This window comes from Candidatus Nealsonbacteria bacterium CG07_land_8_20_14_0_80_39_13 (assembly GCA_002779355.1).
Classification (GTDB): Bacteria; Patescibacteriota; Minisyncoccia; order Minisyncoccales.
This window is the reverse complement of record PEWS01000016.1, coordinates 1-12,165: the sequence shown is the minus strand read 5'-3', so window position 1 is coordinate 12,165 and position 12,165 is coordinate 1. Positions and strand designations below refer to the sequence as shown.

Annotated in this window: 16 protein-coding genes and 1 tRNA gene; 2 read left to right on the top strand and 15 right to left on the bottom strand. The window is 39.2% G+C overall.

Features of this window, described 5'->3' with window-relative positions:
- Positions 1–127: 127 nt before the first annotated feature.
- On the top strand, positions 128–895 hold the full coding sequence (locus COS96_01055; GenBank protein PIU44067.1) for a hypothetical protein: 768 nt from the start codon (positions 128–130) through the stop codon (positions 893–895).
- Positions 896–1,192, top strand: a complete 297-nt coding sequence (locus tag COS96_01050; protein ID PIU44066.1) for a hypothetical protein — start codon at positions 896–898, stop codon at positions 1,190–1,192.
- On the opposite strand, the gene COS96_01045 is transcribed toward COS96_01050, so the two are convergent.
- From COS96_01045 to COS96_00975, 15 genes are all read right to left on the bottom strand, one after another.
- Positions 1,178–1,263, bottom strand: a tRNA-Ser gene (locus COS96_01045). The two genes, COS96_01050 and COS96_01045, sit on opposite strands and share 15 nt — an antisense overlap.
- A 56-nt stretch (positions 1,264–1,319) precedes the next feature.
- Positions 1,320–2,324, bottom strand: coding sequence for a hypothetical protein (locus COS96_01040; GenBank protein ID PIU44065.1), 1,005 nt, complete (start codon positions 2,322–2,324; stop codon positions 1,320–1,322).
- 19 nt (positions 2,325–2,343) lie between these two features.
- The gene (locus tag COS96_01035; GenBank protein PIU44064.1) at positions 2,344–2,841 is read right to left on the bottom strand and encodes a hypothetical protein; all 498 of its coding nucleotides are present in this window, start codon (positions 2,839–2,841) and stop codon (positions 2,344–2,346) included.
- 12 nt (positions 2,842–2,853) lie between these two features.
- The gene (locus COS96_01030) at positions 2,854–3,456 is read right to left on the bottom strand and encodes a hypothetical protein (GenBank protein PIU44063.1); all 603 of its coding nucleotides are present in this window, start codon (positions 3,454–3,456) and stop codon (positions 2,854–2,856) included.
- A gap of 3 nt (positions 3,457–3,459) precedes the next feature.
- A complete protein-coding gene (gene pyrH / locus COS96_01025) occupies positions 3,460–4,125 on the bottom strand; it encodes a UMP kinase (protein ID PIU44062.1) in 666 nt (221 codons plus the stop codon).
- A 209-nt stretch (positions 4,126–4,334) separates the two neighbouring features.
- A complete protein-coding gene (locus tag COS96_01020) occupies positions 4,335–5,303 on the bottom strand; it encodes a hypothetical protein (protein ID PIU44061.1) in 969 nt (322 codons plus the stop codon).
- A 154-nt stretch (positions 5,304–5,457) separates the two neighbouring features.
- On the bottom strand, positions 5,458–6,369 hold the full coding sequence (locus tag COS96_01015; protein PIU44060.1) for a hypothetical protein: 912 nt from the start codon (positions 6,367–6,369) through the stop codon (positions 5,458–5,460).
- Positions 6,370–6,416: 47 nt separating this feature from the next.
- Positions 6,417–6,836, bottom strand: coding sequence for a hypothetical protein (locus COS96_01010; protein PIU44059.1), 420 nt, complete (start codon positions 6,834–6,836; stop codon positions 6,417–6,419).
- Between the two features lie 99 nt (positions 6,837–6,935).
- The gene (locus tag COS96_01005; protein PIU44058.1) at positions 6,936–7,997 is read right to left on the bottom strand and encodes a Fic family protein; all 1,062 of its coding nucleotides are present in this window, start codon (positions 7,995–7,997) and stop codon (positions 6,936–6,938) included.
- Positions 7,998–8,028: 31 nt separating this feature from the next.
- Entirely contained in the window at positions 8,029–8,550 is a 522-nt protein-coding gene (locus COS96_01000) for a hypothetical protein (protein PIU44057.1), read from the bottom strand.
- 11 nt (positions 8,551–8,561) lie between these two features.
- Complete coding sequence (locus COS96_00995) at positions 8,562–9,143, bottom strand: hypothetical protein (protein ID PIU44056.1); 582 nt, start codon at positions 9,141–9,143, stop codon at positions 8,562–8,564.
- An 80-nt stretch (positions 9,144–9,223) separates the two neighbouring features.
- Positions 9,224–10,030 (bottom strand): hypothetical protein, encoded by an 807-nt coding sequence (locus tag COS96_00990; protein ID PIU44055.1) that lies wholly within the window; start codon positions 10,028–10,030, stop codon positions 9,224–9,226.
- Between the two features lie 122 nt (positions 10,031–10,152).
- Entirely contained in the window at positions 10,153–10,431 is a 279-nt protein-coding gene (locus COS96_00985) for a hypothetical protein (GenBank protein ID PIU44054.1), read from the bottom strand.
- Between the two features lie 15 nt (positions 10,432–10,446).
- On the bottom strand, positions 10,447–11,160 hold the full coding sequence (locus tag COS96_00980) for a hypothetical protein (protein ID PIU44053.1): 714 nt from the start codon (positions 11,158–11,160) through the stop codon (positions 10,447–10,449).
- The gene (locus tag COS96_00975; GenBank protein PIU44052.1) at positions 11,150–11,764 is read right to left on the bottom strand and encodes a hypothetical protein; all 615 of its coding nucleotides are present in this window, start codon (positions 11,762–11,764) and stop codon (positions 11,150–11,152) included. The genes COS96_00980 and COS96_00975 overlap by 11 nt, the downstream gene beginning before the upstream one ends.
- Positions 11,765–12,165: the final 401 nt, after the last annotated feature.

The window sequence follows — 12,165 nt, the reverse complement described above, 5'->3', positions numbered from 1 at the left end:
ACGCCCTTGAATGAAGGGTCTTGGTGCCAGCGATTCTGTGTCTCAGCTGTGTTACGCGTTCGGCTTTTGATAGTTCGTGCACCTTAAAGACCCATTGCGGTTTGATTTGGTAAAACACCTTTGGCAGATGATGCTCACGGGCAACTATACCGTAATGTGGCTTTTGGAAATTGCGCATAAGGATTTGAAACTAACAAGTCGCCCGACAAAGAAGATTCCCAACGGCAAGCTAATCTCTCGAAGCAGATTGTATCGTATGTTCACCGATACTGCATATTGTGGATGGTTTGAATACAACGGGCAACAATATAAGTTTAATGATGAGTTCGAACCGATGATAACGGAGGAGGAGTTTGACCGCGTGCAGAAGATTATGGGACGCAAAGGCAAACCCCGTCCCCAAAAACACCGCTTCGCCTTCACGGGCTTGATGCGTTGCTCCAACTGCGACGCTTTAATAACTGCCAAGGAGAAGATTAAGCGACAGAAGAATGGCAATGTGCACACTTACATCTATTATCACTGCACCAAACGCAAGGATTCAAACTGCCCAGAGAAGATGGTTGAGCTTTCAGAACTGAATCAGCAGATTGATGAAGCCATCGGGCAGTTCACCATCTCCGACAGATTCCACAAGTGGGCTATCGAATACCTGCACGAGTTGCGCAAGGATGAGGCGCAAAGCCAGCACGTGGCTTTTGAAGGCAAGCAGAAGGCATTAAACGACGTTACGAGGCGTCTTGAAGCTCTGCTCGTCCGCTGGAGTTCACCAGAGAACGCGAATGGACAACTTATCAGCGACACTGAATACCAAAATCTCAAAACAAACCTACTCAAAGAGAAGGCGGATGTTGAGAGCAATTTACAGAAACAAGGGAAAGCTCTTGAAGATTGATTGGAACTCGCCGAACGAACATTCAACTTTGCACACTACGCTCGCGTTTGGTTCAAGCAGGGCGACAGAGACACCAAGAGAGCCATCTTCGCCTGTCTCGGTTCACACCTCTGGCTTGGCGGACAAAATGTGAGGGTAGAATGGCGTAAATCATTCAGTTTAATCTTCGAGAAGCTGCCACAAGCAGAGAAGGAGCTTGCCGCGGTTCGAACCTCTCTTGAAAGCCAAAAACCCCTCATAAAAACGGGAAATCTCGCCCTTATGTTGCGAGATTGTCCATCTTGGCGGAGGAGGTGAGATTCGAACTCACAAGCCCTTTCGAGCGCCGGTTTTCAAGACCGGTGGAATAGCCGTTATCCGACTCCTCCGAATTTATTCTGCTTTACCAGAAAATTACCACAAAAACCCCTGCCCTGCAACAAAATTAGAGGGCTAAAATGATGTAGAGGGCGTAGAATAATCCGCCGAAGAGTAAAATCTCAGCGTTTATTTTTTTCTTTATTTTCAAGAAGGAGAATATCAAAATACCGGAAGTCAAAGCGATGGCGATATTCAAAAGAGTATAAGAATCAAGTTTCCATTCAGTAAATAAAAGACCCAAAGCAACGATCATGGTTGATTGAAAAGCGACCGCGCCGGTGATATTGGACATAGCCAGCGTATCTTTCTTTTTCAAAAGCCACGTGACGCTGTTATATTTTTCCGGCAATTCAGTAGCAATCGGGGCAATCAATAGAGATAAAACAAGCATAGACACTCCGATCTCCGTCCCGACGAAAATCAAGTTGGCAACGAAAAATTTTGCTCCGAAAATAATCATCACCAAGCCGACGAAAAGCTGAAGATAAACATTAAACATTTCTGGCTTTAAAGAAAAATATTTCGTAAGGTAAAAAAACTCTTCGTAAGTCTCCCCTTCTTCTTTCTTATGGTTCAATGTAACTTTTACATAATAGACATAGAGACCGACCAAGACAAAAGCCAGAAAGTAATTTATGAATTTGAAATCTGTGGCATTGTAGAGAAGGGATCCGATAAGAACAAAAATAAAACTGAAAATAAAAAATTTTAAATCAAAAGATATGGCGCCAGCGCTTATATTAAGCTCTGTTGTTTTTCTCTTTCCCTTCAACTTCATTATCAACACAGTTGATCCGATCAGAAAAATCGTCAAGGTCAGAAGCATAAAGGGAGCTCCCAAAATAGCGCCGATACCAACAGCTTCGCCGTGTTCTCCCCCGAAAATCAAAGCTAAAATAGGAACAATCGTCTCCGGCATAGTTGTGCCGATGGCAGCCAAAAGAGAGCCGGCGGTGGCATGAGATAATGAAAATTTCCTGCCGATGTGTTCAACCGCATTGGCAAAAAGTTCGCATCCGACGAGGATCACCACCATTGACCCGATTAATTCGCATATTTCTAAAATCATATTATTTTAGTCCAGAGGACTATCGGCCTTTGGCCGAAAAAAAGATAAACCTTAAGAAATAAATCAATAATCCGAAAAGAAAAGACCATAAGCAAAAATCAGTAACTTGGGAAAGGGAAAATAAACCCAGAAAGGGATTGCCTTCTAATGGGAAAAACGGCTCCATTCCTTTATGCATAAATGAATCTATCAAAACATGCGAATAAACGCCGAAAAAAGAAGTCAGCAGTATTTTTTTAAATGAGGATTTTTGGGAAAGCTTAAAGACGGAAAGCATTCTTGCAAATGGCTTTTTCATGGCATACATAAAGATCGCCAATAAAACCGCCACCAGTGAACCGCCCAGAAAACTATGAAAAAAACCATGAAGAGGAAGATGCAACCTGAAAAGAATGACGGATAACGGCTCCAGATCAACTATCATGCTTGCGAACAAAAACGTCAGAAAATCAAAAAACTTGAAGAATACTATTCCTATCAGAAAACCCAATCCTAAATGATACGGTGTAAACGGCATAATTGGTAATTTCTAATGTTTCCTTATTTTATATAACCAATAAGCAAACGCAAACAATATGGCGATAATAACGAAAGTATCAATGAATTTAGTATAATGCTCAATCTTTGTCCAGTTCTCCCCGAGGATTATGCCGACATATATCAGAAAAGCGTTCCATAATCCCGCTCCGACAACAGTATAAAGAGAAAACTTAAAAAGATCCATCTTCCCTATCCCGGCCGGGATGGAAATCAAATGCCTGATCACCGGAATAAAACGGCTGATAAAAATCGCCGCCTCTCCGTATTTTTGAAAAAACTTTTCCGTAATAAGCAGATGCTCTTCGTTTAACAGCAAATATCTCCCCCATTTTTTTATGATCAGCCGTCCGCCATAAGCGCCGATGTGATATGAAACAAGCGAACCGATTATGCTGCCGATGGTAGCGACTAAAAGCGCCGGCCAAAAATTAAAAACTCCGCTTGAAACGGAAAAACCAACAAAAGGCATTACTGCTTCGCTGGGCACCGGTAAAACCATGCTCTCCATAGCCATTAGGAGAACTACAGTTCCATAGCCACCGGTAGCTATGAATTGAGTAATATAAATTATCAAACCTTCGGTAATGCCCATATATTATTTAACCAGCGTTCCGATAAATTTCTTCCCTTCAATCGCCTTCTCCACATTTTCCAATTTTTTGCCGTTAATAATAAAAGTTTTCATGGAGCTTCTTTTTATGTTTTTCGCCGCCAGAAGGTCTAAAACATTATTCGCCCCGGCTTTCATTTCCGCTTGGTTGGAAATACTTATCAATTCGTCATAGGATACGGTTTCCAATTTCTTGGCATCCCTAAACTTATTCGGATCTTTGTCGTAAACATAATCAATGTTCGTAAGATTGATGAAATAATCAGCTGAAACATTTTCCGCCAGCATCGCCGCCACCCCATCAGTCGTGTGCATCGGATGAGTCCCTCCCATGATAACTATTCTTTCGGCGCTCTCGGAAGCATCAACAATTTTTCTGTAAGGCATATAGCTTAAATTCAAGGCTGAAATCAAAAGACAGGCGTTTATTCTTGTTATTTCAATCCCGAGCATATCGCAAAAGAATTCGTTGGCTTTAAATTCCCGCAAAGAAGCGACGTATTTCCGCGCTGTCTTCCCTCCCCCGACTACGGCATAAATCCTATGTTTTTTGGCCAGCTTATTTATGAATTTTGAAAGCTTCTCAATATATCCATTGTCTATTTCATCAGGACACACTAAAGAACCGCCGACCGAAAAAACAATTTTCATTTGCGTTCCGCTGAATTTGCGCTGATATTAACGCTGATTTACGCTGAAAATTATCAGCGGTTTATCAGCCGTAGGTATTAGCGTTCCATCAACGGTTTTAAAAATAATTAAAACCTTAAGCTTCCGATATCTAATAATAGCACAATTTTCCCTTAATTCACCCCCGATCCCCACCCCCGGCCTCAAATCATCCTTTTCCATGCATTTTTCTATCCCCAAATTTTATTAAGATATCTAAGGCCGGTTCTCCCCATTCTCAAAAAATATTCGTTTTCGGAAGAATCATTGCCATTGGCTGCCTTCTCCCAGCTTGGTAAAAGAATATGCATAGTGTGGGCCAGCTTCACATAATCGGGGAGCTTTATAAGTTCATCTTCCGTAAGGGAAACGTATTTTTGATATTCACTCAAAGCCAAGTCGTAATTTTCAGGAAATTCCTCAGGATTTCCGGCATCGAAAAATAAATCGCAAAGAATAACCGCTAATTCTTGAATCCGAGGATAATAATTGGCAACGGCAAAATCCAAAATATAGATATCTCCCCCCTTGTCCCTCATAGTATTGCCTTTTAAAATATCGCCATGGACAAAACAATGGGGCAAGTCGTCAATAAACAAAGAGTTATATCTCTCAATCATCAATTCAATGATTGCCCTATCTTCTTTATCAAGATATTTTCCTTTCTTTTCGTATTCTTCCAAAAAATTGGTAATCGCCCATTGGTCATACAAATGAGAGGGATTAATATTGATTTCGTTAATTAAGGCGGCTTGCTTTATGATAAATTTTTTCTCTTTAACAGTCGGAGTAGATTGAAGTTCATAGAAATTCTTGCCTTCAATGTATTGCATTACGCAGAGCCTGTCTGTTAAGCCATTATTGGATATTTCATACAAATACCCTTGATTTGATTCAAAAAGCAAGGGATGGGATACGCCCGCCTTCAAAACGCTCTCCATCATCCCGACATATCTTTTACATTCAGCCTCGCCGCGGAGAGAACGAAATACCTTTACAAGATATTTGCCCTTATCTGTTCCAACCGATAGATCAAAGTCTTCATAGCCGATTGGGACTATTTCATAAGTGCTGTATTCCCCAATGCCAAAATCACTGCAAACTTGCTGTAAAAATGGCTTAAGATCTCCTTGATAATTTATCCTTTTTTGAAAATCCATAAAAATATTTATTTATTGTTATTGTATTTTATCACATCCTGCCTTATTCTGCGATACTGCTCCATGATTTACGGTCTTGCTATCTTCAAAAACAAAAAATCCCGCCTTAGCGGAAAACTCCGGTGAAACCGGGTTTCACTTACTGCCTCTATTTTTATTTTTCATTAAAAAAATCTTTTCCGTTCATAATTTCCAACGGCAATTTAGGAGCTGGTCCCCCAAGATATTCTTTCAGATCCTTTGATTGTCTTCTGATTTTTTCTTCATAACCAAGGATTAACAAAGTATTTCCGCTTGCAATTGCAAAATCTTTATCATTGCAAAGCTTCCCATCTCTGTAAACCCTTACATCACCCAATGGGCCAGATCTGTCATCAACATAATTGCTATTAAACTTCCATATATCCATCATCTTTTCTCCATCAAGCGACCATATGAATGCAATTATATATGTAGCATCGTTATAATGCGTATCAGATGAAACTATATTTTTTATATACGCCCCAAGTTGTTCCTCTGAAAAACCTTTATACGACTCTTTAGCGTCAGCATCCGGCCAAACAATAATCTGCAAATCATTTATAAAATAATTCAGATTCTTATAATAAGAGTGGTTCGGTTTGTATTCAAAGGCAAGTTTCGGAGATTGTCCCTGATCCCAGATACTTGTGAATAATTGCCTTTGGTTATCGGCAAATTTTTTATCTTCTATGATCAGCAATTCCTCTTTGTTGTAAATAGCGACCGTATCGTCAAATATTAATATTTCATTGTCTATGGAAAAAATATCTTTCGGAACATAGCGAAAAGTCATTACCTTGTTTATGAATTCATCGTTTTCTGTAAATTTCGGCAAAATCGGAATATTTGTAATTTGTTTTACCTTAATGTTATTTTTTAGAAAATTTTCTCTTATTTTTTCAGCTTTAGTTCTATCAAAAAGATCCCCCATCTCTCCTTTTTCAAAAATAAAAACTTCTCCTTTTTTCGCCACCGAAGACTTTAAAGATATTTCATATAAATCATTACTGTCAGCTTTTTTTAATTTTGCCGTAAAGTTATCCATAATGCTTGCGCTTAAATTGTGCTTAACTTAGTTTAACTTAATTTAACTTAGTTTAATTTGCGCTTCAATGCTTCGGAGAGAGACTCTCTTTCTATTTCGGCCATGGGTTCGTTATGATAAGTTCCGGGAGCGAAGGGAAGCTGAACAGGCATAGCCCAAGTCTTTCCTTTCCGGCGAGCGTAAACATGAACATGAAAACGCGGAACGCTTCCTGGCAAGAGTCCCCAATTGCCATTTGCCTGCAGATTAAACCAAGGGGCCAATTTCAATTCCTCCATGACTTGAGATACTTTTGTGGCGATTTTAAACGCCTCGGCGCATAAATCAGGGTCGGCCCAAGCGGAAGAAACATTGGTTTTCGGCCATACTACGATATGCAAGCCCTCTTCCGGCGAAAGGTGAGGATTAGTTAATGTGAATATTTCAAATTTTTCATTAGACCACAGTACCCATTTCTCTTCTTCCATATTTTTTAATTGGTTATTAAGTTGTGCTTGGCTAAGCCAAGCACAATTCATTTAATTTACTTGCTATCCAATGTATAGATGTCAGACATCTACACTCCGTCATATTTTCCGATAACTCGTTGATCTACCTTGCCCAATCCGCTCAATCTTTTTAAGCCGCGCCAATTTATCTATTGCCTGCCTCACTGTCGGGTAAGCAACCTTTGTTTTTTCAGAGATTTCGCGAGGCGTAGCGCTGTGATTTTTATCAAGGTAATTCCAAACAGCTAATTGTTTTTCAGTAAGTAACCTTTCAATATTTTCCTTGGATAGAAGATCTATTGCCATTTCCGATTGCTTCAACAAAATAGTTAAAAAGAAATCAAGCCATGCGACAATGTCTTCGTGATCAGTTTTAAACGTCTTCTGACTTTTCCGTAAAGCAATATAGTATTCCGGCTTATTATCTTCAATTATTTTCTCGTGGGAAACGTAAGGCATATACAAATAGCCTTCTTTAAGCAAAAGAAGGTTCGTGAGAATGCGGCTAAGCCGGCCGTTGCCGTCTTGGAATGGATGTATCTGCAAAAATTCAACAAGGAAATTGCCCGCAACAAGAAGCGGGTGATGTTTTTTCTCAACAATCGCCTCTTGCGTCCATTCAACCAATTCCTGCATTTCTTTCGGTGTGAGATATGCCCGAGTCGTATCAAACAGAATCCCGACTGATTCTCCCAATGCGTTTATCATTTGCACTTGGTTTTCCGTCTTTTTATAATCGCCTCGATGCGCCTCGTCCTTTTTTACATACTTCAAGAGTTCTTTATGAAAATGTTTAATAGTGTTTTCGCTAAATCGCAAACTTTTCCAAGAATCAAAAACATTTCCAAGTAATTCATAATAACCTCTTGCCTCCTGCTTATCGCGATCGGTGAATTTTTGGATATCAATTCCACGCATCAACTTCTCCACATCTTCATCGGAAAGTTTCGCTCCCTCAATACGTGTTGAGGCGCCTGTTGAGGTAATCAAAACTGACCGCTTAAGACGGCCTAAAGTCTGAGGGGAAAGTTGAGCCCCTGCGATCCATCGCCCTTTCAACTCATCAATTTTAGTTATTTTTGACCAAATTTCAGATGGTACTGATTGAAGTCGTTGATCTAATCTGTTGTTTTTTGCCATATATTTAATCTGATATATCAACTATAGCAGATTATAGCGGATTAGCAAAACGGCGCGGACATTCCATCCTTTTTGCGGTTTTTATGATTTTCACGCTGTCAACAGGATTATAAAACTTTATTTTTTCTATTTCATCAAGACCAATCCGCTCCGGCTTATCTGCGTATTCCTTTTCGTAAGCATCAAAAAATTCTGCTGATATTTCTCCGCCGACCACTTCGCAGGCATAGTACATAAGTATTGATTGAACATATCTTCCGTCAGATTGAAATTTTAAAAAAGAGTTTTCAACGGCAATAATTTCCCCCACCTTCACCTCAAGGCCGGTTTCCTCTTTCACTTCCCTTTTCAGCGCTTCTTCAATCGTCTCTCCCAGTTCAATCCCGCCACCCGGGAAATCATATCCGTCTCCCCACTGTTTAGAAAGAAACGCTTTCCCGTCCTGAATTATTACGCCATAAACAGACGGTCTGAAAGATAGTTGTCCAACGGCAATTTCGTATTCCTTGCCATGAACATCCTTACAAATAATTTTTTTAGAATCTTTTTCCATCTTTAATTTTATTATTTTCCAGAACGTCTATTCGTAAAACCACTATCTAAAAACTGACCAAAGGTGCTTAATGTTATTCCTTCAAATCTGCCTTCTTTAACCTGACTCGCAAATTCATTTATCTCCATGGACGGAACTTTACTACTGATAACATTAACCAGAAAAGTCAAGTCTTTTCTGCTAAAACAAGCATAAATCATAAACAACGCCTCCTTGGTATAAATATTTAAATAAAGACCGTTCTTTGCAGGAAATTTATCTCCACGAGAAACATAATTTTCAATATCCAATCTTCTGATCTCGGAAAAAAATATCTCTTTTTCTTTTACTCTAAATTTCTTGTATTTTAACCTATCGTCATAAATAATAATCCTAAACGATCCGAGATATAAAGAAACCATCGTCAAGGACAAGGGAAAAATAAACAAACAAATAAACCCTGTTAAGGAAAACTCTCTGATCTCTCCACGTAGAACAAAAAAAATAACTATGGCAAGAGATATAAACAAAAGAATTAAATACAGCGTCGGATTTCCTTTTATGGTACGTGGCAAGGAAAAGTTTTTTTCGAATTTTTGAAGTTTAATATCCATAAAAATTATTTTATTAAATAATCAGTTAAAATCCTATGTGTAGCCAAGATGTAGATGTCGGACATCTACATTTACTACATTTAACTGCGATTGATGTTGAGATAGGCTTCTAAACCCCTTCTTAATATCCCCATGGCCTCCTTCAATTCGCTGGTATTCAAAACATAAGCGATGCGGATTTCGTTTTTACCTTTATTGGCGCTGATATAAAAAACTTGCATGGGCGTAACCATGACCGTTTTCCCCTTATAATTGAAACTGCTGACCATAAATTTCACAAAATCATCCGCATCTCCAACGGGAAGACATACAGTCTGATAAAACGCGCCTTGCGCAGGCTTAAAAACCACCTGCATCTTACTCAATTCCTTGGCGACGATATCACGGCGCCGTTTATATTCTTTAGTTATCTTTGATGTGTATTCTCGGCTATTTTCCAAAAGAGGAACTGTGCCGAGTTGCTCAAGCGTGCCGGCGCTCAAACGGGCTTGGGCAAATTTAAGAATTGAATGCATTACCTCTTTATTAAAACTGGCCACGCAACCGATTCTCGCTCCGGGCAAAGAAAAACGCTTAGAGACGCTATCGCAGACAATAACATTCTGCGCAGAATCTTGGCACGCTAAAAGGCAAATCGGCTTCTTCCCGTCAAAACGGATTTCTCGGTAGGTTTCATCGGAGATAACAAAAAGTCCGCGACGCTTGGCAAGCCCGACGATCGCTGACAACTCTTTCTCGCTCCAAAGTTTTCCGGTCGGATTATCAGGGTTGATTATGACAATGGCTTTTGTCCGCTTGGAAATTTTTTCTTCAATCAATCTGATATCAGGCATGGCGAAATTATTTTCAATGGAGAGAAGAATGGGAATTAACTTAACGCCAGCCATTACGGAAAAAGATTTATAAGAAGTGTAAATAGGCTCAAAAAATAATTATCTCGTCGCCGTCATCGCAAACCGCCTGCATGGCCAGCATAATCGCTTCAGCGCAACCAATGGTGGGGATAATATCAGCCAATATCTAATTTAACGCCGAATTGCCGATAATATTTCTGCCAAGCTTGAGTATGTTCTAAAATTCCCGGCGAAGGAGCATAGCCCAAAGTCGGCCGGCTGTAAGAACCGACAACTTTAAAAAATTGCTTAGGAGGCTCTATGTCAGGGTCGCCGACATTAAGCTTAAAAACATGAATGCCTCTTTTTGCCGCATCCTGTATGAGCGGTAAAAATTTACGGATTGGCGAAGCGATAACACCTTGCGCTCTTTGAGAAACTGGAAGTTTTGTCATATGTTTTCCAATTAATTATTTTATCGTCGAGATGTAATTTTTCAACATAAAAATAGAGTCGTTTTTTAAGTTATTCCTAATCCACGTTTTTTCTTTCTCACCGTCAACAAGCTCTCCCAATCCCTGTAGAATCTGATTGTCTTTCACCCTTTCTATGAAAACGACGCAGCCGGTCAAATATTCTCTGATGGTTTTGCCTGTTCTCTCTTCAATAACTTCGGCGCTGATATCCCAGTTGTTCTTGGCAAAATAATGAATATCATAAATATCTCTCATGGCGGTTTCGTTCCTCAAGGTCAAAGCCGATAGCTTTCCGGCAAATAGATAATCTTTTTTAGCGGCGAGCATTGAAATTCCGAGATGCTCTTTCAATTCGTAATAGTTTCTGATGTTTTCCGCCGGCTTTCTGATGTTAATTTCAACCTTAATATTGTGGTCGGCATCACCGTAAGAAAGCAAGGAAAAAATCGTGAATCTTTTTATGTATTTATCCTTTATCTGTCCGTATTTGCCTAAAATTCCCGTTATTTTTTCAAATATCAATTTTTGGTTTTCTTCATTGTTCACCAACAAATCAAAATCTAAATCAACTGAAAATCTCGGCAATCCGTAGAAAAAGTAAGCGCAAGTGCCACCCTTTAATCCCAACAATGGACTAATTGCAACATCAGTGTAAATGCTTTTCAATATCTGGCCCATTATTAATTGGTGTTTTTCTTTATTGAGCATGATTTTTGCGATATTTATTTAATCTTTTTATCAGTTGCTTGTTGTTGTAAATCTTTACTATTTCATCGCACTTCTCCCAATTGATCGGCCTCAAATTATCAAAATAATAATTCGGAAATAAATAAATCATATCCAAAAAAGCTCTTTCTACGATAGCGACGCTATAATTATCCTTGCCAATAACCCCTGTTGAATTAAACAAAACTACGTCTTTCAATTTTCTAAATGTGAAAGTGTATTTATCTATTTTCATTGTTTTCGGCCACTTTGAAGCAACGAAAATCGTATCGTAATGCTGAAAAATTACTCCCGCTTTTCTTAATATGGTTTCAAAACTTACATAAGAAGGAGCGTAAATGCTAGTTGCCAATTCTTTCGGATTATAGTCTTTATTTTTGGCAAAAACTCCTCGAGTTAATCGGATGAGCGCGCCTTGCTTAGCGTAATAACCAATCTTAGATTTTAGATTAATCGGGTTGGTTTCTTCCCAAAGCAAAGCTAAATCCTTTACGGTAAGAATGGTTTTGGAAGATTGGTATAATTTGGCAATTAAGCTGTCCATACGTACATATTTGACCGAAGCATTAAATAATCTTACTTCCATTGTATATTATTGACAAATCCCAGTCAAGCGATTACGTTAATGTGATTGTGCAGATGAATTGTGCAGATGGATTGTGTAGATGTCCGACATCTACACTTTATTCGCGCTTTGTTATGAAGCGCGCGTTCAAAAAAATTCGAACAGATTCTTCCCAAAATTTGAATTCTGAAAATTGGCGATGTTTTTTGATTGATGTTCGAACTTTTTTTGACGAAAATCCAGATTTTGAATTTTGATAAAAACTCTTCCGCTCGGGCGGGCAAAAAGAAAGGGGGTTGGGGGTCCCGCCAAGGCGGGATTACCCGTCCCGTAGATTTACCTTTGAATCCGAACACTGTATGATAAAAAGAAAAATATGAAAAATTTTACACATATAACAGATAATGAGCGTCGCCGCATAG

Bases quoted from the DNA above. Each gene is read 5' to 3' on its own strand.
- COS96_01055 (PIU44067.1), top strand. From the start codon at position 128: ATGATGCTCACGGGCAACTATACCGTAATGTGGCTTTTGGAAATTGCG.
- COS96_01040 (PIU44065.1), bottom strand. From the start codon at position 2,324: ATGATTTTAGAAATATGCGAATTAATCGGGTCAATGGTGGTGATCCTC.
- COS96_01035 (PIU44064.1), bottom strand. From the start codon at position 2,841: ATGCCGTTTACACCGTATCATTTAGGATTGGGTTTTCTGATAGGAATA.
- COS96_01030 (PIU44063.1), bottom strand. From the start codon at position 3,456: ATGGGCATTACCGAAGGTTTGATAATTTATATTACTCAATTCATAGCT.
- pyrH (PIU44062.1), bottom strand. From the start codon at position 4,125: ATGAAAATTGTTTTTTCGGTCGGCGGTTCTTTAGTGTGTCCTGATGAA.
- COS96_01020 (PIU44061.1), bottom strand. From the start codon at position 5,303: ATGGATTTTCAAAAAAGGATAAATTATCAAGGAGATCTTAAGCCATTT.
- COS96_01015 (PIU44060.1), bottom strand. From the start codon at position 6,369: ATGGATAACTTTACGGCAAAATTAAAAAAAGCTGACAGTAATGATTTA.
- COS96_01010 (PIU44059.1), bottom strand. From the start codon at position 6,836: ATGGAAGAAGAGAAATGGGTACTGTGGTCTAATGAAAAATTTGAAATA.
- COS96_01005 (PIU44058.1), bottom strand. From the start codon at position 7,997: ATGGCAAAAAACAACAGATTAGATCAACGACTTCAATCAGTACCATCT.
- COS96_01000 (PIU44057.1), bottom strand. From the start codon at position 8,550: ATGGAAAAAGATTCTAAAAAAATTATTTGTAAGGATGTTCATGGCAAG.
- COS96_00995 (PIU44056.1), bottom strand. From the start codon at position 9,143: ATGGATATTAAACTTCAAAAATTCGAAAAAAACTTTTCCTTGCCACGT.
- COS96_00990 (PIU44055.1), bottom strand. From the start codon at position 10,030: ATGGCTGGCGTTAAGTTAATTCCCATTCTTCTCTCCATTGAAAATAAT.
- COS96_00985 (PIU44054.1), bottom strand. From the start codon at position 10,431: ATGACAAAACTTCCAGTTTCTCAAAGAGCGCAAGGTGTTATCGCTTCG.
- COS96_00980 (PIU44053.1), bottom strand. From the start codon at position 11,160: ATGCTCAATAAAGAAAAACACCAATTAATAATGGGCCAGATATTGAAA.
- COS96_00975 (PIU44052.1), bottom strand. From the start codon at position 11,764: ATGGAAGTAAGATTATTTAATGCTTCGGTCAAATATGTACGTATGGAC.